This is a genomic window from Streptomyces muensis (assembly GCF_021474425.1).
GTDB lineage: Bacteria > Actinomycetota > Actinomycetes > Streptomycetales > Streptomycetaceae > Streptomyces > Streptomyces muensis.
This window is the reverse complement of sequence record NZ_JAKEIP010000129.1, coordinates 1-24,074: the sequence shown is the minus strand read 5'-3', so window position 1 is coordinate 24,074 and position 24,074 is coordinate 1. Positions and strand designations below refer to the sequence as shown.

Genomic DNA, 24,074 nt, shown 5'->3' with positions numbered 1-24,074 from the left:
ACTCCCCGAGCCTGACCTCCCCCCACCGGTCCGCGATCATCCGGCAGGCCATCCACCCGCTTTCGTACGCCCGCGCCAGCCGCCCCCCGTCCCCGCTGAACCCGAAGTCCGCATCGGCCGGCAACTCCTGCGGCACCCGCCCCTCCGCCACCGCGCGATACAGCTCCGGCGCGGCCTCGGACGGGGAGCGGCCGCTGCCGAGGTAGCCGACCCAGTCGGCGTATCCCTCGGAGAGCCACAGCGGGGTGGCGGCACTGGTGTGGGCGCGGGTGGCGACATGGGTGGTCTCGTGGGTGAGGACGACCTGCTTGCCGGTCCCGCCGAGGACGCCGTACGCGTCGGGATTGACGATGATCCGGTCCGCGGGCGCGCTCGCCGGGGCGCCGGTCTCACCGGTGGTGACCGCCGCGATCCCCCGGTAGGAGGACGCGGGCGCGCCCAGCAGCCCGGCCATCGCGTCCAGCGACTCCGGTACGAGGACGACGACCCGCCGCGGCCACTGCGTACCCCACGCCTGGGACACGGCCGGCACGGCCCGGTCAGCCAGCTCGGCGTAGGAGCGAAGCGCCGTACCGGACTGCCCGACGCCGAGAACAAGGCTGTCGTCTCCCCGTACGACACTCACCTCACCCTGGTCCCAGAGCTGCTCGGCGGAGCCCTTCGCGGGCCGCTCGGCGTCGACGTACCACCGGCCCTCCGCGTCCAGGCTCAGGCTCAGGGTGCGGCCGACGCTGACAGGGGCCCGGTCGTAGCCCTGGACGCGGTAGCGGAGCTCGGCCTCGGCGAGGGCGCTGTCGCCGGTGCGCCGCAGGCCGGTCAGGCGGTAGGACCAGGCGGCGAAGGGCACCGCGCGCAGATTGCCGTACCGGTCCCGTGCGCCGGTGCGCAGATACGCCGTCTCGTCGTGGTCGAGTATCGCGGCGGCCCGCCGTTCGAGGAGGCGCTGCACCTCGGCCCTGGCGCTGTCGGTGGCGGGCGGGCCGCCGCAGCCGACGAGCGAGACGAGCAGCAGACAGAGCGCGATGACGACTCGCGTTCCCGACGCCCGCCTTCGACCAGCCATTTCCCGATCGTACGGCGGCGGGGGCACATAGGTCAGACCCGCGTCGGAGAGGAGCGGGGAACTGCCCGCGCCCCGGGCTCAGACCCTCGTGACCGTCGCGCCCGGCATCATGCCCACCGGGTCGTAGCGCACCGGGGCGCCGGGGTAGGGCGCGTGGATCACCTGGCCGTTGCCGGCGTACATCCCGACGTGGCTGGCGTCGGAGCGGTAGGTGACGACGTCGCCGGGCTGGGCCTCGGAGAGCGGGACCTGCCGGCCGGCGTACCGCTGGCCCTGCGAGGTGCGCGGCAGGGCGACCCCGGCCTGGGCGTACGACCACTGGATCAGGCCCGAACAATCGAAGCCGGAGGGGCCGTTGGCGCCCCAGACGTACGGCTTGCCGAGCGCGGAGTGGGCGGCGGCGATGGCGGCGGCCGCGCGGCCCGAGGGCGCGGCGAGGCTGCCGAAGTCGGGCATGACGTCACGGCCGGAGCGGGAGGCACGGTCGTAGGCGGCGCGGTCGGTCGCGGTGAGGGAGTTGAGGAGCCGGCGGGCCTGGGCGAGTTTGTGCTCGACGGTCCGCTTGTGGGCGGCGACGGCCTTGCGGCTCTTCTCCAGCTCGACGAGCTTCCCCGCCGCCTCGGCGCGCTCCTGGGAGAGTTCGCGCATGGCGTCCTGGAGCTCCTTGAGCTCGGCGGCCTGGTGGTCGCTGAGCCGGGCGATCCGGGCGGCCCGGTCGAGGTAGTCCTCCGGGTCGTCGGAGAGCAGCAGGGCGAGGGAGGGGTCGAGGCCGCCGGAGCGGTACTGGGCGCCGGCCAGCGAACCTAGGGCGTCCCGCATGGAGTTGATGTCCTCCTGCTGCCGGGCGATCCGGTCCTGCGCGTCGTTCACCTGCTCCCGCAGCTTGTCGGCGCGCTCGTCGGCCTTGTTGTAGCGCTCGGTGGCCCTCTCGGCCTCCTCGTAGAGGCGGTCCACCTTGGCCCGGGTGTCGTCGTGCGGCGCGGCCGTGGCCGGTACGACCCCGATGGCCGCGGCGGCGGCCGACATGACGCACAGGGCTGCGTTGGCGCCCCGGTCGAACCCGGGCGATACAAGGCGGCGATGGGACCCCACGGGAAGCCGCTCTCCTTCCGCTGACGACAAGGACCTTCCCCGGCGAGGGGGAAACGCGGCAGACAGTAGCTCCGTGCCGGGGCCGCGACCAACGACCGCGCCGGGCACACAAAGTGACGCCCCGCCTCTGACGCAGGTCATGGGCGGGGCGTGGGGTCAGCGAGAGTTGTCGTGATTCGCTCGTTCGGGCGGCACGCGGTGTTGATCTTGCGGGCGTTCGGCCGGGATCAGATCCGGACGCCGAACATGAACGGCATGTTGTTGATCGACTCGTAGCGGACGACCGTGCCGCTGCGCGGGGCGTGCAGGATCTGGCCGTTGCCCGCGTAGAAGCCGACGTGGTGCAGGTCGTCGTAGAAGATGACGAGGTCGCCGACCTTGAGCTGGCTCTGCGAGTAGATCCTCGTACCGGCGTTGGCCTGGGCCTGGGAGGTGCGCGGGATGGAGACGCCGGCCTGGGCGTAGGCCCAGGAGGTCAGGCCCGAGCAGTCGTAGGAGGCGGTGCCGGTGGCGCCGTAGACGTACGGCTTGCCGATCTGGCTCTGGGCGGCCTGGAAGGCGGCCTGGGCCCGGCCGGAGGCGGAGCCGACGTTGCCGAGGTCCACGCGGTCGGCGGCGGAGCGGCTGGCGCGCTGCTCCTCGGCGGCGAGCGCGGCCTTCTCGGCGGCCGTCAGGGTGTTGAGCAGCTTCTGGGCCTCGGCGAGCTTGCCCTGGACCTGCTTCTTCTTCTTGCCCAGCTCGGTGCGGGTGGAGGCGAGGTCCTTGAGCTTGTCGGAGGCCTCGGCGCGCTGCTGGGAGAGCTGGCGCTGCTTGGCCTGGATCTCCTTGAGCGAGTCGACCTGCTGGGCGCTCAGCTGGTCCATCGTGGACGCCTTGTCCAGGTAGTCGTCCGGGTCGGCCGACAGGAACAGCTGGACGGAGGAGTCGATGCTGCCCGTGCGGTACTGGGCTGCGGCCGCGAGGCCCATCGTGTCGCGCAGCTCGTTGAGCTCTTCCTGGCCGCGGGCGACGTTGTCCTGGATGGTGGAGATCTCCTTCTGGAGCTTCTCCTGCTTCTCCTTGGCCCCGTTGTACTTCTCGGTGGCCTGCTCGGCCTCCTCGTAGAGCTTGTCGACCTTGGCCTTGACCTCGTCCTTGCTCGGCTTCTCGCTGGGGGCGGCATTGGCCGCCTGAGAAGAAATGGCCACGGCAGCAGCGGCAGCGGTGGTCAGCACGGTCACGCGTGCTCGGCTCGGCTGCTTGGGTCGACGGTGGGACGCCACGGAGGTGAAACCCTTCTTGTGAGTGATCACCCGCTCGGAGGTTCGACGCCAGACCCTAGTGACCCACTTGTGATCAGATCAAATCCTCACACGAAAATTCTCGTCACACCCGTCATTCTTTACACACAACTCACATGCTGTGATGCACGCTTGACCCTACGTTGCGCGATCATCGGGCCAATTCGGGCATTGCCCCTGTACGTTGGCGTATTCAGGACAGTCGCTTGAGAAGCACCGCAGAAGCCACCGGCCGCGCTCCGGCCCGGGCGACCCCGTCGGCCACCTCGCGGTCGGTCGAGGCGACGATGACCGGCCGGCCCGGCGGCTCGGCGCGCACCAGCTGGCGGATCAACTCGTCGGCGGTCACGCCCGGCTTGGAGAACAGCACCCGCACCCCGCGCGGCGGCGCGAGCAGCACCGGTGCGGCCAGCTCGGCCCCGTCGAAGACACAGGTGACCTCGGCGCCGGTCTGCGCGGCGAGCTGGGAGAGCTGGCCGAGGAGCCTGAGGCGCTGCTTCTCCAGCGGCATCTGGGGATAGCCGGTCTTGGTGACGTTGTAGCCGTCGACCACCAGATGCGCCTGCGGCAGCGCGAGGAGCTGGTCGAGGATCGCGGGGTCGTTCTCGGACAGGGCGCGTGCGGCGATGTCCTTCGGGGTCATCCGGCCCGGCTCGACCGCGTCGACGGTCTCGGCGGGCCGTACGGAGACCGGTGGCAGCGCCAGTTCGCGGCGCAGCCCCTGGGCGGAGTCCAAAAGGGTGTCCAGGAGCAGCCGGACGCGCATGTCCTCGACGCTGCGTCCCTCGCGCGCCGCCTTGCGGGTGGCCTCCAGGGCCGCCTCGGCCTCCCCGAGCCGCGCCCTGAGCCGCCGTGACTCGCTCTCGGCGGCGGAGACGTGGGCGTGCCCCTCCGCCCGTACGGTCTCGATCTCGCCCTGGACCTTGCGCAGGGCGGCCTCGCCGCGCTTGACGTCGCTGAGCGCGGAGCGCAGCTTGCGGTGAAGCGATTCCGCTTCCTTCTTCGCCGCGTCCAGCTCGGTGCGCAGCCGCTCCGTCTCGTGCCGGGTGTGCTCACGGGCGTGGGCGAGCTCCTCGCGCAGCCGCTCCAGCTCGGCGCGGGTCTCGTCGTCGGCGCGCTCGGCGTCGGCGCGCTGGGCCTCCTCGCCGGCCGCGGTGACCAGCTTGACCCAGCCGGTGGGCCGCAGAACATAGGCCGCGGCCGCCACGTCGAGCGGATCCGCGGCCGCGGGCACCGAGCCGGAGTCGAGAGCGCCGGAGAGTTCCGGCTGGGCCTCTCTGAACTTCTCCCCGATGCGCTGGCGGAACAGCGGATCGGTCTCCAGCGCCGCCGCCATCGCGTTGCCGGCGAACTTGGCCCGGCGGTTCGGGGCGAACCGGGCGTACTGCCGCAGCTGCGCGGGCAGTTCGCCGACGGTCAGTCCGCCGAACCCGTCGGACACGATCTGCACGACTCTGCGCCGTACGCCGTCGGGCAGCGGACGGTCGAGCACCTCGGCGGCGCCGTCGCCCGGCCCCCCGCCTTGTGTCTCCACCATCCGTCACACCCCAATGCTGTGCGGGGCCCGCTCCACTCAGGAGCCGGCGCCCGGCCTGTCCACGAGTTCCACCTTGTCCACGGCGTTGCACCAGCGGCAGCGCACCGACTCGATGCTCTCACTGAGCACCTCGCGCTCCTCGACCTTGGGCTCGCCGGCCAGATCGAGGTGCACGTACTCCACGACCTTGGACGAGCGCGTCACGTCGAAACGCGTGAGGTTGCCGCAGAGGGTGCAGCGCCACCGCGTGGTGTCGGTCGGCAGGGGAACCGTCATCGTGACCGTGCTCTTTCCTTCTAGGTCTCTATTGTCAGCGACGCGCCGGGCTCCCCGGTGCGTGTGGCTCGTTACCCTACGGCCTGGCGGGTACTCGTCGCCCGTCCGTCCGCAGGACCTCCCCGGCGGCGAGGCGGTCTGTGCGTGTGCGTCCCATTACGTCATGCTCTGTGTTCATGATCGGCAACTGGCGCGCGGTGCGCTTCCCGGCCCGTTTCGGCAACGCCGTCCGGGGGCCGTCGGCGCCGGTGACCCATGCCCTGATCGCCGTGTGCTGCCTGGTCTTCCTGATCGGCCCCGCGGCCGGGCTCGGCCCGGCGTACGGCTCCGGCGACGAGCTGCTCGCCGCGCAGCGGGCCTACTTCCACCGGTGGGGTGTGGTGCCCGCGGAACTGTTCGAGGGAGCGCCCCGGGCCGCCCTCACCCCGGCCACGGCCCTCTTCGTGCACGGCAGCTGGGTGCACCTGCTCGGCAACATGCTCTTCCTCTACGTCTTCGGCGTGATGACCGAGGAACGGATGGGCCGTGTCCAGTTCACGCTCTTCTACCTGGGCTGCGGCTATCTGGCCCTGCTGGGCTACGCGGCCGCCAACGACGACTCCACCCAGTCCCTGGTCGGCGCGTCCGGGGCGATCTCGGCGGTCCTCGGCGCCTTCCTGTTCCTCTTCCCCGGGGCCCGCGTGACAAGCCTGCTGCCGTTCCTGCTCTTCCTCCCGCTGCGCTTCCCGGCGTGGGTCGTGCTGCCCTTCTGGGCGGCCCTGCAATGGGTGGCGGCGGGGCGGGCCGACCAGGGGCCCGGGGTGGCCTATCTGGCGCACCTGGTGGGCTTCGGACTGGGCTTCGGCTACGCGTGGGCCAGGTTCGGGCGGCCTACTAGAGTGAAGGCCGCCCCTGCTCCGGCCCCCGAGGGAGAGAACCAGCCGTGATCACCGCGATCGTCCTGATCAAGACCAGCGTGGACCGGATCCCCGAGATCGCGGAGCGGATCGCTTCGCTGGAGAGCGTCACCGAGGTCTTCTCGGTCACCGGTACCTACGACCTGATCGCCATGGTGCGGGTGAAGCAGCACGAGGATCTCGCCGAGGTCATTCCGGGCCGGATCAGCAAGATCCCCGGGGTGGAGGCGACGGACACGCACGTGGCGTTCCGTACGTACTCGCAGCACGACATCGAGGCCGCGTTCGCCATCGGCCTGGACAGCTGACAGCCGCTGCCGCCGACGGCCCGAGATGAAGAGTTCTTCATCCTGGGCTCATCCTGACCGACGGGTACCGGGGGCAGGCTCGATCGCATGGTCTTCTCGCACCGGATCGCGGCGCTGGCCGCCGTAGTGGCGATTCCGCTCGGCATCGCCGCGACCAGCTTCGCGCTCACCGACAACCCGGAGTCCCCCAAGGTCCCGGCCAAGGTGGAGCTGGACAGCGGCTCCCCCACGCCGACGCCCAGCCGGCCCACTCCGACGCCGACGCCGAGCGACGAGGTCGTGTCCCGGCCACCTGTGACGGACAGTCCCGGGAACGACGACGATGACGACGACCGGGGTGAGGTCGGGGACGACGGCTGAGCGCCGCTGCAAGGAACGGTGTTCTCATGGCGACGCTCCCCAGGGTCTCCGCACGGGTTCGGATTCTGCTGTGGCTGCTGTTCGTGATGGCCGTGGGGCTGGCGTCCGTGGCTACGACCACGCGGTCGATTCTGCTGCGGGACGTCGACCACCGGGTGAACGGGCTGCTGGCGCAGGAGGCCGGGGAGTTCGCCAACTTCGAGGAGCGGGGCGTCGACCCGGAGACCGGGCGGCCGTTCACCGACCCGTCGCGGCTGCTGGTGGAGTTCCTGGTACGGCAGTACGCCGACCCGGACGAGGAGCTGATCGGCCTGGTGGAGCGCCCGGGGTCGACCCCGGCACAGTTCCGCCAGCCACGTGACATCCCCGTCGCCGTGCCCCTGCACAAGGACGCCGACGCCCGCCGCCGTATCTTCGACTCGCCCGACGCCACGGGCACGCTGCACCGGGCGTCCGGCGAGATCCGCTGGGCCAAGGTCGCGGTCGCCCGGGCCGGCGGCGAGACGGAGGCCGCGTTCGTCGTCGCCTTCCACCCGGGTCGCGAACAGGCCGCGGTGAACGAGGAGTTCCGTATCCTGCTCGCCATCTCCGGGGTGGCCCTGCTGATGACGACCGGCATCGGCTGGGCGGTGGCGGGGCGGATCCTCAAGCCGGTGCGGCTGGTGCGCACGGCGGCCGCGCAGCTCACCGAGCAGGACCTCACCCGCCGTATCCCGGTGCACGGGCGGGACGACATCGCCGCGCTCGCGGAGACCTTCAACGACATGCTCGACCGCCTGGAGCGCGCCTTCGCCGCCCAGCGCGAGTTCGTCGACGACGCCGGACACGAGCTGCGCACGCCGATCACCATCGTGCGTGGCCATCTGGAGCTGATGGGCGACGACCCGGCCGAGCGCGAGGAGACGATACGGCTGGTCACCGACGAGCTGGACCGGATGAGCCGGATCGTCGAGGACCTGCTGCTGCTCGCCAAGGCCGAGCGCCCCGACTTCGTCACCCCCGAACCGGTCCAGCTCGCCGAACTCACCGCCGACGTCTACGTCAAGGCCCGCACCCTCGGCGAACGTGACTGGCAGCTCGCCGAGGTCGCCGACGTCGAGGCCGCGCTGGACCCGCAGCGCATCACCCAGGCGATGGTCCAGCTCGCCCAGAACGCCGTGCAGCACACCGCGCCCGGCCAGACCGTGCGGATCGGCTCCCGCGCCGACGGGCCGGGCATCGAGCTGTACGTCGCCGACTCCGGGTGCGGTGTCCAGCCGCAGGACGGAGAGGTGATCTTCGAACGGTTCCGGCGCGGCACGTCCCGGCGCGGCGCCCGCGGTTCCGGGGCCGGGCTCGGCCTGTCGATCGTCCGGGCCATCGCGGAGGCGCACGGCGGCCGGGTACGGCTGCGCGACACGGACGGCGGCGGCGCCACCTTCGTCCTGCTACTGGGAGAGGCACACACGTGAACCGCATTCTCATCGTCGAGGACGAGGACAGGATCGCCTCCTTCGTCGAGAAGGGCCTGCGCTCCAACGGCTTCACCACGACCGTCGTGGGCGACGGAGACGCCGCCTACGAGTACGCGCTGACCGGCGGCTTCGACCTGGTGGTCCTGGACATCGGACTGCCCGGCAGGGACGGCTTCACGGTGCTGCGCGAACTGCGCGAGGCCCGGGTGACGGTCCCGGTGATCGTGCTGACCGCGCGGGACTCCGTACGGGACACGGTGGCCGGTCTGGAGGGGGGCGCCGACGACTGGATGACCAAGCCGTTCCGCTTCGAGGAACTGCTCGCCCGGGTGCGCCTCCGGCTGCGTACGGCGGCCAGGGCGCCCGAGGTGACGGTGTTGCGGTCCGGCACGCTGACGCTGGACCTGCGCACGCGGCGGGCGCGGGCCGACGAGCGGACGGTGGATCTGACGGCCCGTGAGTTCGTGTTGCTGGAGCTGTTCCTGAGGCACCCTGGGCAGGTACTGTCCCGCGAGCAGATCCTGTCGCACGTGTGGGGCTACGACTTCGACCCCGGCTCCAACATCGTGGACGTGTACGTGCGCGCGCTGCGCAAGAAGCTCGGCGCCGAGCGGGTCGAGACGGTGCGGGGCGTGGGGTACCGCCTGTCCGCCTGAGGTCGCCGGTCCGTGTGAAGTCTCCTTCATGTACGGCTCATCGAGGACTCACGGCCGAGGTGAACCCTCGATGACGTGACCCTGAACCTCCGTCTGAGCGCGGCCCTGTGCGTGGCGCTCTCCCTGTGCGCGCTGCTCGCCGTGCCCGGCAACTTCCCGGCACTCGGCGCCGACGCCCGCCTCACCCTCGCCGTGTTCGCGCTGGCGACCTGCGCCTGGATCGCCACGCCGGTCGACGACACGTACATCGCGCTCGGCGCCGGCCTCGCGCTCACGGTGACCGGCGTGATCAGCAGCGACACGCTCTTCGGCACCCTCGGCGACTCCACGGTGTGGCTGCTGATCTGCGCCTTCGTGCTGGCGGCCGCGGTGACCCGGACGGGGCTCGCGGGGCGGGCGGCGGCGTTCCTGGTCGGCGGGGCGCGCACCGTACGACAGCTCGTGCACCTCACCACGGCCGCCCTGGTCGTCACGGCGTTCGCGGTGCCGGCCACCTCCGGGCGGGCCGCGCTCGCGCTGCCGGTGTTCCTGGCGCTCGCCAAGGTGCTGGCCGACCGGAGGCGGCTGGTGGTGATGCTGGCGCTGCTGTTCCCGACCGTGATCCTGCTGTCGGCGGTGGCGACCCTGATCGGGGCGGGCGCGCATCTGATCACCGTGTCGGTGCTGTGGCAGGCGACCGGTGACCGGATCGGCTTCACGGAATGGCTGCTGCTGGGACTGCCGCTGGCCGTGGCGTCGTCCCACCTGGCCGCCGAGGCCGTACTCCTGACGACCACGCGACGCGCGGACCGCGAGGGCGCCGTGCACATCACGCCCGAGCAGATCCAGGAGCACAGCGACGACCCGGTCATCGGGCCCTGGTCACAGGCCGAGAAGCGGTGCGCGCTGCTGCTCGGCACGGTCGTGGTGCTGTGGTGCAGCGAACCGCTGCACCGGGTGCCGCCCGCCGTCGTGGCGCTGATCGGCGCGGTGGTGGCGGCTTCGCCTGCCCTCGGCACGGTGCATCTGAAGGACGCGCTGAAGACGGTGCCCTGGTCGCTGCTGCTGTTCATGGCGGCGACGATGGCGATGGGCGTGGCACTCGCCGACTCCGGGGCGGCGAAGTGGCTGGTGGACGGGCTGCCCGGTGGAGTCAGCCCGCTGGTGTTCCTGATCGTCGTGATCGCGGTCAGTACGGCCGCCCACCTGGTCCTGCAGTCCCGGTCGGCCCGTTCGTCGGTGCTGGTGCCGCTGGTGGTCGCGGCGGCGGTGGGGGCGGGGGTGAATCCGGTCGCGGCGGCGCTCGCGTCCACTGCGGCGGCGGGGTTCTGCCATACGCTGCCGGCTTCCGCGAAGCCGGTGACGCTCTTCTCCGACCTTCCCGGGACGCCGACGTATGCGCCGCGCGACCTTTTGCGGCTGTCTGCGGTGCTGGCTCCGCTGACTGCCGGGCTCGTGTTGCTGTTCGCCGTTGCGGTGTGGCCGGTGCTTGGTGTGCCGGTTACGCGATGACGCGCCGTTGCAGGTGCGGCGGTGTGTCGTCTGCTGCGCCGTCGTGGCTGGTCGCGCCGTTCCCCGCGCCCCCGAGAAGAGGGCGTTGCCGTTCTCTGACCTGGTTAGGAGCCCTGTGATGTTGAGCCGTGTCGTCGTCGCGCCCAGTGGATTCAAGGAGTCGCTGTCCGCCCAAGCCGCTGCCGATGCCATCGCGGACGGCGTGCGTAGGGTCCTGCCGGACGCCTCGCTCGACCTGATCCCCCTCGTGGACGGAGGTGAAGGCACCGCCGCCGCGCTCGCCTCCGCTACCGGTGGGCGGCTCGTTGCGCTGCCCGCCACCGGCCCCGTCGGCGAACCGGTCGGCACGCACTTCGCATTGCTCGGGACCCGGGACACGGCTGTCGTGGAGATGGCCGCGGTGGCCGGGCTGTCCCTCGTCCCCCGGGCCCTGCGCGACCCGGGGGCCACGACGACGTACGGCGTCGGCGAGCTGATCCGCGCCGCGCTCGACACGGGCGTACGGCGGATCCTGATCGGGTGTGGCGACTCGGGTACGTCGGACGGGGGCGCCGGCGCGCTCCAGGCGCTCGGCGCGCGACTGCTGGACGCCGACGGATTCGAACTCCCCGCTGGAGGGCGGGAGTTGACCCGGCTCGCCCGGATCGACCCGTCCGGCCTGGACCCGCGCCTGCGGGACGTGGAGCTGCAGGTCGCCTGCAACCCGTACAACGTGCTGTGCGGCGAGCGCGGCGTGGCCCGTGTCTTCGGTCCGCAGAAGGGGGCGACGCCCGCGCAGGTGGAGGAGCTGTCGGCGGGGCTGGAGCACTGGGCGGACGTCCTCACCCGTGACCTGGGGGCCGTGGGCACCGACCTGCGCCACGGCCCCGGCACCGGCGCCTCCGGCGGGCTGGGCGCGGGCCTCGCCGCACTGGGCGCCCGTCTGCTCCCCCGCTTCGACGTGCTCCTGGACCACCTCGACCTGGACGCCCGCCTCGCCCGCGCCGACCTCGTCGTGACCGCCGAGGGCGCCCTGGACCACCAGACGCCCCGCGGCAAGGTCCCGGCCGAGGTCGCCCGTCGGGCCAAGCTGTACGGCCGCCCGGTGCTCGTGCTGGCGGGCACCCTCGGCGAGGGCGCCCACGACGTGCCGGGCGTGGACGCGTTCAGCGGGATCCTGCCGGCGCCGATGGCCCTGGCGGAGGCCCTGGTGCGGGCCTCCGAACTCCTCACGGACGCGACCGAACGCGCCCTGCGGATGATCCAGCTGGGCGCCCGGCTACCGGCTCACGCCGACGTGTCCGGCACGCAACGGCCGTCCTCCGTGCGGTAGTTCCACCGCGCGCCGTCCGTCACGAGCTCCCGCACGGCGTTCACGAACCGCTCGACGTGCTCGTCCGGCGTGCCCGCGCCGAAGCTGACGCGGATGGCGTTGAGGGACTTCTCGCCCGGTGCCGCCTCCGGGGCACCGCACTCGCCCTGGGCCTGCGGGTCGCTGCCGAGCAGGGTCCGGACCAGCGGGTGGGCGCAGAACAGTCCGTCGCGTACCCCGATGCCGTACTCGGCGGAGAGTGCGGCGGCGAAGTGCGAGCTGTTCCAGCCGTCGACGACGAAGGAGATCACGCCGACGCGCGGGGCGTCGTCGCCGAAGAGGGAGAGGATCCGGACCTCGGGCACGTCGGCGAGCCCGGTCCGCACCTTCTCGATCAGGTACCGCTCACGCGCGACCAGCGTGTCGAAGCCCGCCTCCGTGAGCGCCTTGCAGGCGGAGGCGATGGAGTAGGCGCCGATGACGTTCGGCGAGCCGGCCTCGTGGCGGGCGGCGCTCTCGTGCCACTCGACGTCCACTCCCCCGTCCTCGCGCCGGCTGACCTTGCGGCTGGCGCCGCCGCCCGCGAGGTACGGCTCGGCCTCCCGCAGCCAGTCGGCGCGTCCGGCGAGGACACCGGAGCCGAACGGGGCGTACAGCTTGTGGCCGGAGAAGGCGACCCAGTCGACGTCGAGGTCCTGGACGCTCACCGCGTGGTGCGGGGCCAGCTGCGCCGCGTCGAGCACGATCCGGGCGCCGTGGGCGTGCGCGGCCGCCGCCAGTTCCCGTACGGGCCACAGCTCACCGGTGACGTTCGAGGCGCCGGTGACGCAGACCAGGGCCGGGCCGTGGGAGTCGCGGTCGGCGAGGGCGCGCTCCAGGGTCTCCACGGCCTGGCGCGGGGTGCGGGGGGCGTTGAGGTAGGTGACCTGCGCATTCTTCCACGGCAGCAGGGAGGCGTGGTGCTCGGTCTCGAACACGAAGACCTGGCAGTCGGCCGGGAGGGCGGCCGCGAGGAGGTTGAGGGAGTCGGTCGTGGACCGGGTGAACACGACCTGGTCGCCGTCCCGGCAGTCCAGGAACTCGGCGACGGTCCGGCGGGCGTTCTCGAACAGGTCGGTGGAGAGCTGGGAGAGGTAGCCGGCCCCGCGGTGGACGCTGCCGTAGTACGGGGCGTAGGCGGCGACGTCGTCCCAGACGCGCTGCAGGGCGGGGGCGCTGGCGGCGTAGTCGAGCGCGGCGTAGGTGACCTCGCCGCCGGTGACGAGCGGGACGGTGACATCACGGCCCAGAACGGGCAGCGGGGCGCAAACGGTCTGGTCGGCGGCAGCGATGGAGACAGACATGGGGAACTCCCGTGAGAGGCATGCGAGTTGAAGGCATGCAGAGAAGAGAAAAGGGTGCGCGGAGGCGGGGCTCTGCGGCCCTATCGCATTCGCTTGCTCACGGGAAACTCCTCGGTCACGTGCTTGCCATAGACCTCGCTGCCTACGGCCTGGTCCTCACCCGGGGCACCCCGCCACGGCGGAGGGTTGCCGGACAGTCGGCCGGGGCCTCATGACTGTCACTCATGACCTGGTCCAACATCCTGCCATACGATCTTCGATGCGCAAGGGCGCAGTCCGGATCCTGGACTGCGCCCTGCGTCACACACTGTCGGCTCAGGCGTTGCTGGCCGCCACCCAGAGGTCCAGCGTCCGCTTGGCCGCGCCCGAGTCGATCGACTGCGCGGCCCTCGCCATGCCCAGCCGGATCTGCTCCGTGAGCGGGGCGTCCGTCGGCTCCAACGCCACCAGCGCCGCCGCCGAGTTGAGCAGTACGGCATCGCGCACCGGCCCCGGCTCGCCGTCCAGCAGGCGCCTGGCGACCTCCGCGTTGTACGAGGCGTCCGCGCCGCGCAGTGCCTCCACCGGCACCAGCTCGATGCCGACGTCGCGCGGGTCGAAGGCCTCCTCGGTCACCTTGCCGTCGCGGACCACCCACACCTTCGAGGTGGCCGTGGTCGTCAGCTCGTCGAGGCCGTCGTCGCCGCGGAACACCAGCGCGGAGGAGCCGCGCTCGGCCAGTACGCCGGCGATGAGCCCCGCCATGCGGGTGTCGAAGCAGCCGACGGCCGAGGCGGTGACGCGGGCCGGGTTGGTCAGCGGGCCCAGGAGGTTGAACGAGGTCGGGATGCCGAGGTCCCGCCGTACGCCACCGACGAAGCGCATCGAGGGGTGGAACTTGGCGGCGAAGCAGAAGGTGATGCCGGCCTCGTCCACCACCCGTGCCACGCCCTGCGGCGACAGGTCCAGGTTGATGCCGAGCTTCTCCAGCACGTCGGAGGAGCCGCTCGCGGAGGACGACGCCCGGTTGCCGTGCTTGACGACCTTCGCGCCGGCGCCCGCGATCACGATGGCGGACATGGTGGAGATGTTGACCGTCTTGGCCCGGTCGCCGCCGGTGCCGACGATGTCGACGGCCGGTCCGGGGATGTCCAGCGGCTGGGCGTGGGCGTACATCGCCTCGACGAGACCGTTGATCTCCTCGACCGTCTCGCCCTTGGCCCGCAGCGCCACCATGAAGCCGGCGATCTGGGCGTCCGAGGCCTCGCCGCTCATGAAGCGGTCCATCGCCCAGGCGGTGTCGCCGGCGCTCAGGTTCTCGCCGACGAGCAGGGCGCTCAGCACCTCGGGCCAGGAACGGCCCGCCGCGGTGTCGCCTCCAGCGGGGGTCACAGCGCTCATAAGCCGCTCCTGGGTCAGTTGTGGTGTCCCGCACTACGGGACGCGAGTCTCAACGGGGTCCACCCTATCCAGCCGCGGGGCACGACGAAGGGCCCCGTCCGAAGACCGGACGGGGCCCTTCTGCCGTGGCGCGGCTGAGCTCGGTGATCAGTGGTGACCGTGGCCGCTCGTGATCTCCTTGTACTCCTCGACGGACGGCTTGGGGATCTGGCCGTCCTCACCGAAGTAGGACTTGCTGAGCTTGGCGCGCAGCTTCTCGGAGCCCTTCACCTTGCGCTCGACGCCGTTCTCGTCGACCGTCGGGCCGATCTCGAGCGGCTTGTACTGCTCGTGCGCGGTGAGGGTGTGCAGCGCGTCCTGGCTGAGCGGCTCGTGCACCTCGATGTACTCACCGTGCGGCAGGCGCTTGATGATGCCCGACTCGCGGCCGTGCAGCACCTTGTCCTTGTCCCGGCGCTGCAGGCCGAGGCAGATCCGCTTGGTGATGATGAACGCGAGGACCGGGCCGACGAAGAAGCCGATCCGGACGAACCAGGTGACCGCGTTGATCGACAGGTGGAAGTGGGTGGCCCACAGGTCGTTGCCACCGCCGACCAAACCGATCATGTACACCGTGACCCAGGCGACACCGAACGCGGTACGCGTCGGGGCGTTGCGCGGGCGGTCCAGGATGTGGTGCTCGCGCTTGTCGCCGGTGACCCAGGACTCGATGAACGGGTAGACCGCGATGGCCATCAGCACCAGGCCGAAGAGGACCAGCGGGATGAACACGCCCAGGACGAGCGTGTGACCCCAGAAGTCGATCTCCCAGCCCGGCATGTACCGGACCAGACCCTCGGCGAAGCCCATGTACCAGTCGGGCTGGGCGCCCGTGGACACCTGGTCCGGCCGGTAGGGGCCCATGGCCCAGATCGGGTTGATCTGCGCGACCGCCGCGATGACCGCGATGACACCGAAGACCAGGAAGAAGAAGCCTCCGGCCTTGGCCATGTAGACCGGCAGCAGCGGCATGCCGACGACGTTCTTGTTGTTCTTTCCGGGGCCCGCGAACTGCGTGTGCTTGTGGTAGAAGACCAGGATCAGGTGGCCGACCACCAGGCCGAGCATGATGCCCGGCAGCAGCAGGATGTGGATCGAGTAGAACCGGGCCACGAAGTCGACGCCCGGGAACTCACCGCCGAAGAGGAAGAACGAGATGTACGTGCCGACGATCGGCATGGACAGGATCGCGCCCTCGGTGAAGCGGACACCGGTGCCGGAGAGCAGGTCGTCCGGGAGCGAGTAGCCGGTGAAACCGGTGAACATGCCGAGGACGAACAGCAGGAAGCCGAACAGCCAGTTGATCTCACGCGGCTTGCGGAACGCGCCCGTGAAGAACACGCGCATCATGTGCACGAACATGCCCGCGAGGAAGATCAGCGCGGCCCAGTGGTGGATCTGCCGGATCAGCAGACCACCGCGGACGTCGAAGGAGATGTGCAGCGTGGAGCTGAACGCCTCCGACATCAGCTGTCCCTGCAGCGGGACGTAACTGCCGTGGTACTCCACCTCGTTCATCGACGGGTGGAAGAACAGCGTCAGGTACACACCCGTGAGGATGATGATGATGAAGCTGTAGAGGCAGACCTCGCCCAACATGAACGACCAGTGGTCGGGGAAGATCTTGCGCATGTTGGCCTTGGCCAGGGAGTAGATCCCCAGGCGGCCGTCGGCCCAGTCGGCGACGCGCTCGCCGGCCGGGGCCTTCCCGCGAGAGCGGTCGGTGGTCTCTGTAGTGCTCATCCGCGCTCCCAGAATGCAGGACCGACGGGCTCTTCGAAGTCGCCGAGCGCCTCGAGGTAGCCCTCGTCGTTCACGCCGATACGCAGCTGCGGCAGGGCGTGACCGGCGGGGCCGAAGATCACTCGGGCACCGTCGGAGAGGTCGAAGGTGGACTGGTGACAGGGGCAGAGCACGTGGTGCGTCTGCTGCTCGTACAGGGAGATCGGGCAACCGACGTGGGTGCAGATCTTCGAGTACGCGACGATGCCCTCGTGCGACCACTCGAGCTCGCGCTTGTCCTTGATGTCGTCGGGCTGGAGCCGGACGATCATCAGGGCGGCCTTGGCGATCTCGTTCTGGAAGTCGTGGTCGTGCTCCTCCAGGCCCTCCGGCTTGGCGAAGGTGAGGGAGCCGACGGCGACGTCCGAGGGACGCAGCGGCTCGTCGGTGTTCATGTTGACGAGCAGCTTGCCCTTGGACCACAGGGTGTGGCGCAGCTTGGTCCCGGGCAGCGGGCCGAGGTCACGCAGGAGGACGACGCCGGAGAGCGGGAACAGGGCCAGCGCGCCGAACATCGTGTTGCGGATCAGCTTGCGGCGACCCAGCGCGGACTCCTTGGCGCCCTGCTTGAAGTCGGCCATGACCTTGGCCTTGACCTCGGGCTCGGCCGCGATCGGGTGCCGCTCGTCGGCGACCTCCACGTCGGACATCAGGGTGCGGGCCCAGTGGACCGCGCCCGCGCCGATGCAGAACAGCGCCGCGCCGAGGGTCAGACCCAGCGCGAAGTTCAGCGCGTTGAGGTGACCGATCGGGAAGACGAAGACCGACTTGTCGTGCGGGATCGCCACGTACGAGGCGATGAAGCCGACGGTGGCCAGCATCGACACCGTGAACAGCAGGGCGACCGTGCGCTCGGACCGCCTGGCGGCCCGCTCGTCGATGTCCTGGATCCGGTGCTCGTGGGGCGGCAGACCGGGGTCGGCGAAGGGGTTCTTCTCGTCCGCTACCGCGACGTGGGCGTCCTGCTCAGCGGGCAGGTTCTCTTCTGGAATGTCTTGGCTACTCATGACTTCTTGGCCTTTGCGGTCCGAGCGGCGACCCAGACGGCGACCGCGATCAGTGCACCGAGCCCGAAGATCCAGGCGAAGAGGCCCTCACTGACCGGCCCGAGGCCGCCCAGCTCCAGACCACCCGGGTTGACCGTCTCGTCGCTGTTGACCGCGTGCAGGTACGCGATGATGTCCTTCTTGTTCTGCTCCGACAGCGTGGTGTCGGGGAACGACGGCATGTTCTGCGGGCCGGTCTGCATGGCCTCGTAGATGTGCTTCGGGTCGACGTTCTCGAGGCTCGGGGCGTACTTGCCCTTCGTCAGCGCGCCGCCCTTGCCGGTGAAGTTGTGGCACTGGGCGCAGTTGTTGCGGAAGAGCTCGCCGCCCTTGGCGATGTCCGCGCCCTCGGGGCCGTACTGCTCCTCGGTCGGGACGGACGGACCGGCCCCCAGCGAGGCGATGAACGCCGCGAGCTGGTCGATCTCGGCCTGCGAGTAGATGTTCTTCTTCTTCGGGACCTGGGCGCCCTGGGAGGTGGCGGCCGGCATACGGCCCGTCGAGACCTGGAAGTCGACGGCGGCGGCGCCGACGCCCACCAGGCTCGGACCGTCAGAGGTGCCCTGACCATCGGTTCCGTGGCAGCTGGCGCAGCCGACGGTGTAGAGCTTCTTGCCCTCCTCGATGGTGAGGGACTGGGCGGTTTCCTCGGCCTGCGCCTTGTCCGCGGGAGCGAACACGGCGTACAGCCCCCCCGTGCACGCCAGCGCGAGGAGTAGGACGACGACCGCCGCCAGCGGATGGCGTCGTCGTGCGGAGAGCTTTTTCACGGATTACCCCGGTGTCAGGATCTTCTGCGTCGATGCTTCGGTATGTGCGTTTGTGGAACGCGCGCGGGATCGGGCCCGGCTACTTGATCATGTAGATCGTGGCGAAGAGGCCGATCCAGACGACATCGACGAAGTGCCAGTAGTAGGACACGACGATCGCGGCGGTCGCCTGCTCGTGCGTGAACCTCTTCGCCGCGTAGGTGCGGCCGAGGACCAGCAGGAAGGCGATGAGACCGCCCGTCACGTGCAGGCCGTGGAAGCCGGTGGTCAGGTAGAAGACCGAGCCGTACGGGTCGGACGAGAGCGAGAGGCCCTCGTGCTTGACCAGCTCGGTGTACTCGTACACCTGACCGCCGATGAAGATCGCGCCCATGATGAAGGTGACGATGAACCAGCCCCGGAGCTTCTTCACGTCACCGCGCTCGGCGGCGAACACGCCGAGCTGGCAGGTGAGGGAGGAGAGCACCAGGATCGTGGTGTTCGTCGCCGAGAACGGGAAGTTCAGGGCCTCGGCCTTCTCGTGCCAGAAATCGGGCCCCGTCACCGATCGCAGGGTGAAGTACATCGCGAAGAGGGCCGCGAAGAACATCAGCTCGGAACTCAACCAGATGATGGTTCCGACGCTGGTGAGGTTCGGTCGGTTGACCGACGGGTGCGCGTGACCCTTGTCTACTGTCGTTGCTGTCGCCACGCCGACATTATGTCGGTCGCTTATCCCGCCCTCACTCCGGGGGGTGCCGTTCGGAGTGTCTTGGGTGTCCGTACCGGTGTTGACGTGGTGTTCAAGGGAGTAGCATCCGGCCCAACGGGCCTGTCCTTACGACGCTGACGTCACGGAGGAACAATGCAGCCGACCGCCACGGTGCTGGTCTACAGCGACGACTCCAACACCCGCGAGCAGGTGCGGTTGGCCACCGGGCGACGGCCCGCTCCGGACGTGCCTGTGGTGCGGTTCGTGGAGTGCGCGACGCCGGCCGCCGTCATCAAGGAGCTGGACAAGGGGGGCATCGACGTCTGTGTGCTGGACGGTGAGGCCGTGCCCATGGGGGGCATGGGGGTCTGCCGGCAGATCAAGGACGAGGTGTTCAACTGCCCGCCGGTGCTGCTGCTCATCGGGCGGCCGCAGGATGCCTGGCTGGCCACGTGGAGTCGGGCCGAGGCGGCGGTCACCTTGCCGGTGGAGCCGGTGGAGTTCGCGGGGGCGTTGGCTTCTTTGTTGCGGACGAAGAACCTGGCGAGCGCGTAAGGGCTCTGCCGGGCGGAGAAGAGCTCGGGGGTGCGGGTCTCGTGTGCGGCCGCGGGTCCGTTGTGGCTTGTCGCGCAGTTCCCCGCGCCCCTTGAGGTCGGCCGCCGCCCCGTCGGTCTAGACGTTCTGCGGCCTCAGTCTTGCCCTCTCCCACGGGCTCGGACCCTCTGGCGTGCCGCCCACCAGGGCGCTGCCGTTGCGCCAGTTCTTCCACTCCAGGTTCCAGTCGCCGAAGCCGTTGCCGAACGGTTCCATCGTGTTGCCGTACGAGTTGATGACCTTGACGATGTCGCCCTCGCGGATGTTCTCGAAGAACCAGGCGGCGTTGGCGGTGCTCATGCCGGTGCAGCCGTGGCTGACGTTGGCGTAGCCCTGGGAGCCGACGGACCAGGGGGCGGCGTGGACGTATTCGCCGCTCCAGGTCACGCGGGTGGCGTAGTAGACGGGTAGGTCGTAGGAGTCCGCGGAGCCCTCGGCTATGCCGATGCTCGTGCCGCGCATGCGTACGAAGTACTCCTTGCCCAGTACGACCTTGACGCCGTTGCGGGTCTCGAAGCCGGGCTTGCCGGTCGTGACGGGGATCGAGCGGACCTCCTCGCCGTTGCGGTAGAGGGTCAGCTGGTGGGTCGCGGCGTCGGTGACGGCGATGACCTGGTCGCCGATGGTGAGGCGCAGGGGCTTGACCTTGCCGCCCCAGAGACGGTCGCTGATCTTGATGCCGTCGAGGTTGCTGCGGGCCTGGACGACGGCGCCCGCGGGCCAGTACTCCTGGGGGCGGTAGTGGAGTTCCTTGTCGCTCACCCAGTGCCAGGTGCCCTGGACGGCGGGGGTGGACTCGACCTTGAGGGCCCGCTCGACGATCGCCCGCTGGTTCCTGTCCTTGACGGGCTGGCTCAGTTCGGCGGTGACGGGCTGGCCGACGCCGTAGGTGCCCGCCTTGGGGCCGAAGGTCACCGTCAGGTGCTTCTTGCTGGTCGGCTTGCTGGTGTCGAAGGTGAGGACCTTGCGGCCGGGGGCGCCGTCCTCGTCCTCGGTGCTCACCCGGACCGTGTAGCGGGCGTTGGCGGCGAGCGGGGAGGTGCTGTGCCAGCGGGTGCCGTCGGCGGAGAGTTCGCCCGCCACATGGCGTCCTGCGGCGTCCCTGGCGGTGACGTCCGTGATACGGCCGTCGGAGTCCTCGGCGGTGATCTCCAGGGGCTTGTCGGGGTCGGCCTTCCTGCCGTCGCCCGAGGGGCCGTTGAAGGCGATCTGGTCGGCCGCGTCGTAGGGCTCGGCGGACAGCGGGTTGCCGTCGCTGCTGCAGCCGGAGGTGCCGGCGCCTATCGCTATCAGCAGCAGCGAGCAGCCTATGACGGCGCTCTTGCGCGGTGTTTGGCTCATGGCCTCACGCTAGGAAGCCGCGTCGGCCACGGCGCGCCGGATAGGGCGTACGGGTGACGGCCGTTGCTGCAAAAGCGGGAGCCCGGACTCTCCTGGCGGAGTGTCCGGGCCCCTGTGAGCTCAGCTCGTGTTACTGGGTGCGGTTCTCACCGCGGTAGTACTCGAAGACCCAGCCCCAGATGCCGACGAGGATCAGCGGCGCCGAGAAGTACATCAGCCACCAGCCGATCGCGATCGACAGGAAGGCGAGGGCGCCTCCGATCGCGAGGGAGAGCGGCTGCCAGCTGTGCGGGCTGAAGAACCCGACCTCGCCGGCGTCGTCCGCGACGTCCGCTTCCTTGTTGTCCTGGGCGCCCGTGTCGACCCGCCGGGCCGTGAAGCCCAGGTAGAAGCCGATCATGATGGACAGCCCGAAGGCCAGGAAGAGGGCCGTCGTGCCGGCCGGCTCCTTCGACCACACGCCATAGACGACCGCCATGGCGAGGATGAAGACGCTCAGCCAGATGAACATCTTGCCCTGGATCTTCACTTGCCGGCCTCCTTGCCACCAGCGAGGGCCTTCTCACCGTGAGGGGCGTTCTCGAGCTGGTCGAGGGCGGCGATCTCAGGGTGGTGCAGGTCGAACGCCGGGGATTCGGAACGAATCCGCGGCAGGGTGAGGAAGTTGTGCCGCGGCGGCGGGCAGGACGTGGCCCACTCCAGCGAGCGGCCGTAGCCCCACGGGTCGTCGACCTCGACCTTCTTGCCGTACTTGGCGGTCTTCCACACGTTGTAGAAGAACGGCAGGATCGAGGCGCCGAGCACGAACGAGCTGATCGTCGAGATCGTGTTCAGGGCGGTGAAGCCGTCGGCCGCGAGGTAGTCGGCGTAACGCCGCGGCATGCCCTCCGCGCCCAGCCAGTGCTGGACGAGGAACGTGCCGTGGAAGCCGACGAACAGCGTCCAGAACGTGATCTTGCCGAGGCGCTCGTCGAGCATCTTGCCGGTCATCTTCGGCCACCAGAAGTGGAAGCCGGAGAACATCGCGAAGACGACGGTGCCGAAGACGACGTAGTGGAAGTGCGCCACCACGAAGTAGGAGTCGGAGACGTGGAAGTCCATCGGCGGCGAGGCCAGGATGACACCGGTCAGACCACCGAAGGTGAAGGTGATCAGGAAGCCGGTCGCCCAGAGCATCGGTGTCTCGAAGGACAACGAGCCCTTCCACATCGTTCCGATCCAGTTGAAGAACTTCACGCCTGTCGGTACGGCGATGAGGAACGTCATGAAGGAGAAGAACGGTAGGAGGACGCCTCCGGTGACGTACATGTGGTGCGCCCACACCGTCACGGACAGACCCGCGATGGCGATGGTCGCCGCGATCAGACCCATGTAGCCGAACATCGGCTTGCGGGAGAAGACCGGGATGACCTCGGAAATGATGCCGAAGAACGGCAGGGCGATGATGTACACCTCTGGATGGCCGAAGAACCAGAAGAGGTGTTGCCACAGCAACGCGCCGCCGTTGGCGGAGTCGAAGACGTGGGCGCCGAACTTCCGGTCCGCCTCCAGCGCGAACAGCGCGGCCGCCAGGACCGGGAAGGCCAGCAGGACCAGGACCGCGGTCAGCAGCACGTTCCACACGAAGATCGGCATGCGGAACATGGTCATGCCGGGGGCGCGCATGCAGATGATCGTGGTGATGAAGTTGACCGAGCCGAGGATGGTGCCGAAGCCGGAGAAGGCCAGACCCATGATCCACATGTCGGCGCCGATGCCCGGGCTGCGGACCGCGTCCGACAGCGGGCTGTAGGCGAACCAGCCGAAGTCGGCCGCGCCGTCCGGGGTGAGGAAGCCACCGACCGCGATGAGCGAGCCGAACAGGTAGAGCCAGTAGGCGAACATGTTCAGCCGGGGGAACGCCACGTCCGGCGCGCCGATCTGCAGCGGCATGATCCAGTTCGCGAAGCCGGCGAACAGCGGCGTCGCGAACATCAGCAGCATGATCGTGCCGTGCATCGTGAACGCCTGGTTGAACTGCTCGTTCGACATGATCTGCAGACCCGGCCGGGCGAGCTCGGCGCGCATGAGCAGCGCCATCACGCCACCGATCACGAAGAACGCGAACGACGTGACGAGGTACAGCGTTCCGATCGTCTTGTGGTCGGTGGTGGTGAGCCACTTGACCACGACGTTGCCGGGTTGCCGGCGCCGGACCGGCAGCTCGTTCTCGTACGAGTCCTCAGCTGCCGCGGCACCCTGGGGTTCGTTGAGGATGCTCACAGGTTTGTCGTCTCCCGGTTCTTCTCGTGGCTCGTCTGCGCGATGCCGGCGGGAACGTAACCGGTCTGCCCCTTCTTCGCGAGGTCCTTGAGGTGCTGCTCGTAGCGCTCGGGGGAGACGACCTTCACGTTGAACAGCATCCGGGAGTGGTCGACGCCGCACAGCTCGGCGCACTTGCCCAGGAAGGTGCCCTCCTTGTTGGGGGTCACCTCGAAGGCGTTGGTGTGGCCCGGGATGACGTCCTGCTTCATCAGGAACGGCACCACCCAGAAGGAGTGGATGACGTCACGCGAGGTGAGGACGAAGCGGACCGTCTTGCCCTTGGGCAGCCACAGGGTGGGGCCCGGGTTGCCCGTCTGCGGGTTCCGCGTGCCGGGGGTGCCGGCGTCGTAGACGCCGCCGGCGTTCGCCGGGAAGTCCTCCTTGAAGCGGTCCGGGATCGCGGCCAGTTCCTTGGCCGTCTTCGCGTCGCCGCTGGAACCGTCGACGGGCTCGACGTAGTTGAAGGCCCAGCTCCACTGGTAGCCGACGACGTTGATGGTGACGTCGGGCTTGTCCTTGAGCTCGAGGAGCTTCGACTCGTCGCGGGCCGTGAAGTAGAAGAGGACCGAGACGATGATGAGCGGGACCACCGTGTACAGCGCCTCGATCGGCATGTTGTACCGGGTCTGCGGGGGAACCTCGACCTTGGTGCGGCTGCGCCGGTGGAACATGGCGCTCCACAGGATCAGACCCCACACCAGCACGCCGACGGCGAGCGCAGCCGCCCAGGAACCCTGCCACAGGGAGAGGATCCGCGGAGCCTCTTCCGTGGTCGGGGTGGGCATACCAAGGCGGGGGAAGTCTTCCCAGTTGTACGAGCAACCGGTGGCTGTCGCCAGGACCAGGCCCGCGGTCATGCCTTGCAGCAGCTTCCGCCGCATCGGGCGCCGCGGCGAGCGGTCGGAGCCGTTGGGACTCACGTAGCGCCTTCCCGAGAGTCTCGCCCGCGCGGATTGGCTGCGGCCTGCCTTCTTCGGTGGTCGGTCGCCGCCCTGCGTCGGGCAGGGGTTTGGATGTTTATGCGGACCAAACCCTAGCCGACGCTCTCCGAGGGTTCGCGGGGAGGGGGGCCTAGTGGGG

23 protein-coding genes and 1 riboswitch are annotated in these 24,074 nt (G+C 69.8%); of the genes, 8 read left to right on the top strand and 15 right to left on the bottom strand.

Annotated elements, in window-relative coordinates; all coding sequences use genetic code 11:
- From L0P92_RS26670 to L0P92_RS26650, 5 genes are all read right to left on the bottom strand, one after another.
- Window positions 1-1,063, bottom strand: a 1,063-nt coding sequence (locus L0P92_RS26670) for a hypothetical protein (protein ID WP_234765557.1), incomplete at its 3' end; no start/stop codon positions are given.
- Between the two features lie 78 nt (window positions 1,064-1,141).
- A complete protein-coding gene (locus L0P92_RS26665; RefSeq protein WP_234765556.1) occupies window positions 1,142-2,155 on the bottom strand; it encodes a C40 family peptidase in 1,014 nt (337 codons plus the stop codon).
- A 227-nt stretch (window positions 2,156-2,382) separates the two neighbouring features.
- The gene (locus L0P92_RS26660) at window positions 2,383-3,417 is read right to left on the bottom strand and encodes a C40 family peptidase (protein WP_234765558.1); all 1,035 of its coding nucleotides are present in this window, start codon (window positions 3,415-3,417) and stop codon (window positions 2,383-2,385) included.
- Window positions 3,418-3,628: 211 nt separating this feature from the next.
- Entirely contained in the window at window positions 3,629-4,972 is a 1,344-nt protein-coding gene (locus L0P92_RS26655) for an NYN domain-containing protein (protein WP_234765555.1), read from the bottom strand.
- Window positions 4,973-5,008: 36 nt separating this feature from the next.
- Complete coding sequence (locus tag L0P92_RS26650; RefSeq protein WP_234765554.1) at window positions 5,009-5,248, bottom strand: hypothetical protein; 240 nt, start codon at window positions 5,246-5,248, stop codon at window positions 5,009-5,011.
- 176 nt (window positions 5,249-5,424) lie between these two features.
- On the opposite strand from L0P92_RS26650, the gene L0P92_RS26645 reads away from it, so the two are divergent.
- The 7 genes from L0P92_RS26645 to L0P92_RS26615 all read left to right on the top strand — a co-directional run bounded on the left by L0P92_RS26645 (window position 5,425) and on the right by L0P92_RS26615 (window position 11,725).
- A complete protein-coding gene (locus L0P92_RS26645; protein ID WP_234765553.1) occupies window positions 5,425-6,174 on the top strand; it encodes a rhomboid family intramembrane serine protease in 750 nt (249 codons plus the stop codon).
- Window positions 6,171-6,452: an Lrp/AsnC family transcriptional regulator gene (locus tag L0P92_RS26640; RefSeq protein ID WP_031483291.1), complete on the top strand. Its 282-nt coding sequence runs from the start codon at window positions 6,171-6,173 to the stop codon at window positions 6,450-6,452. The genes L0P92_RS26645 and L0P92_RS26640 overlap by 4 nt, the downstream gene beginning before the upstream one ends.
- Window positions 6,453-6,539: 87 nt before the next feature.
- Window positions 6,540-6,812, top strand: a complete 273-nt coding sequence (locus tag L0P92_RS26635) for a small secreted hydrophilic protein (RefSeq protein WP_234765552.1) — start codon at window positions 6,540-6,542, stop codon at window positions 6,810-6,812.
- 86 nt (window positions 6,813-6,898) lie between these two features.
- Window positions 6,899-8,263 carry a sensor histidine kinase gene (locus tag L0P92_RS26630; RefSeq protein ID WP_372497342.1) on the top strand — a complete coding sequence of 455 codons (1,365 nt, stop codon included), beginning with the start codon at window positions 6,899-6,901 and terminating at the stop codon, window positions 8,261-8,263.
- Entirely contained in the window at window positions 8,260-8,922 is a 663-nt protein-coding gene (locus tag L0P92_RS26625; RefSeq protein ID WP_234765550.1) for a response regulator transcription factor, read from the top strand. Before L0P92_RS26630 ends, L0P92_RS26625 begins: the two co-directional genes overlap by 4 nt.
- Before the next feature lie 75 nt (window positions 8,923-8,997).
- Complete coding sequence (locus L0P92_RS26620) at window positions 8,998-10,413, top strand: SLC13 family permease (RefSeq protein WP_234765549.1); 1,416 nt, start codon at window positions 8,998-9,000, stop codon at window positions 10,411-10,413.
- Between the two features lie 118 nt (window positions 10,414-10,531).
- On the top strand, window positions 10,532-11,725 hold the full coding sequence (locus L0P92_RS26615) for a glycerate kinase (protein WP_234765548.1): 1,194 nt from the start codon (window positions 10,532-10,534) through the stop codon (window positions 11,723-11,725).
- Here L0P92_RS26615 and L0P92_RS26610 read toward each other — a convergent pair.
- From L0P92_RS26610 to ctaE, 6 genes are all read right to left on the bottom strand, one after another.
- A complete protein-coding gene (locus L0P92_RS26610) occupies window positions 11,680-13,047 on the bottom strand; it encodes an aminotransferase class V-fold PLP-dependent enzyme (RefSeq protein ID WP_234765547.1) in 1,368 nt (455 codons plus the stop codon). The two genes, L0P92_RS26615 and L0P92_RS26610, sit on opposite strands and share 46 nt — an antisense overlap.
- A gap of 114 nt (window positions 13,048-13,161) precedes the next feature.
- Window positions 13,162-13,277, bottom strand: a riboswitch (SAM riboswitch).
- Between the two features lie 85 nt (window positions 13,278-13,362).
- Window positions 13,363-14,427, bottom strand: coding sequence for an anthranilate phosphoribosyltransferase (gene trpD / locus L0P92_RS26605; protein WP_234765546.1), 1,065 nt, complete (start codon window positions 14,425-14,427; stop codon window positions 13,363-13,365).
- Window positions 14,428-14,574: 147 nt separating this feature from the next.
- Window positions 14,575-16,209 (bottom strand): cytochrome bc1 complex cytochrome b subunit, encoded by a 1,635-nt coding sequence (gene qcrB, locus L0P92_RS26600; RefSeq protein WP_234765545.1) that lies wholly within the window; start codon window positions 16,207-16,209, stop codon window positions 14,575-14,577.
- A complete protein-coding gene (qcrA, locus tag L0P92_RS26595; RefSeq protein WP_234765544.1) occupies window positions 16,206-17,255 on the bottom strand; it encodes a cytochrome bc1 complex Rieske iron-sulfur subunit in 1,050 nt (349 codons plus the stop codon). Before qcrA ends, qcrB begins: the two co-directional genes overlap by 4 nt.
- Window positions 17,252-18,064, bottom strand: coding sequence for a cytochrome bc1 complex diheme cytochrome c subunit (gene qcrC, locus L0P92_RS26590; RefSeq protein ID WP_234765543.1), 813 nt, complete (start codon window positions 18,062-18,064; stop codon window positions 17,252-17,254). The genes qcrA and qcrC overlap by 4 nt, the downstream gene beginning before the upstream one ends.
- A gap of 79 nt (window positions 18,065-18,143) precedes the next feature.
- Window positions 18,144-18,755 (bottom strand): aa3-type cytochrome oxidase subunit III, encoded by a 612-nt coding sequence (ctaE, locus tag L0P92_RS26585; protein ID WP_234765542.1) that lies wholly within the window; start codon window positions 18,753-18,755, stop codon window positions 18,144-18,146.
- Window positions 18,756-18,908: 153 nt separating this feature from the next.
- On the opposite strand from ctaE, the gene L0P92_RS26580 reads away from it, so the two are divergent.
- Complete coding sequence (locus L0P92_RS26580; protein ID WP_234765541.1) at window positions 18,909-19,310, top strand: response regulator; 402 nt, start codon at window positions 18,909-18,911, stop codon at window positions 19,308-19,310.
- 117 nt (window positions 19,311-19,427) lie between these two features.
- On the opposite strand, the gene L0P92_RS26575 is transcribed toward L0P92_RS26580, so the two are convergent.
- The 4 genes from L0P92_RS26575 to ctaC form a co-directional block, all read right to left on the bottom strand.
- Window positions 19,428-20,690 (bottom strand): L,D-transpeptidase, encoded by a 1,263-nt coding sequence (locus L0P92_RS26575; RefSeq protein WP_234765540.1) that lies wholly within the window; start codon window positions 20,688-20,690, stop codon window positions 19,428-19,430.
- A gap of 130 nt (window positions 20,691-20,820) precedes the next feature.
- Window positions 20,821-21,219: a cytochrome c oxidase subunit 4 gene (locus L0P92_RS26570; RefSeq protein ID WP_217209459.1), complete on the bottom strand. Its 399-nt coding sequence runs from the start codon at window positions 21,217-21,219 to the stop codon at window positions 20,821-20,823.
- Window positions 21,216-22,952 carry an aa3-type cytochrome oxidase subunit I gene (gene ctaD / locus L0P92_RS26565; protein ID WP_234765538.1) on the bottom strand — a complete coding sequence of 579 codons (1,737 nt, stop codon included), beginning with the start codon at window positions 22,950-22,952 and terminating at the stop codon, window positions 21,216-21,218. Before ctaD ends, L0P92_RS26570 begins: the two co-directional genes overlap by 4 nt.
- Window positions 22,949-23,914 (bottom strand): aa3-type cytochrome oxidase subunit II, encoded by a 966-nt coding sequence (ctaC, locus tag L0P92_RS26560; protein ID WP_234765537.1) that lies wholly within the window; start codon window positions 23,912-23,914, stop codon window positions 22,949-22,951. Before ctaC ends, ctaD begins: the two co-directional genes overlap by 4 nt.
- Between the last annotated feature and the right edge of the window lie 160 nt (window positions 23,915-24,074).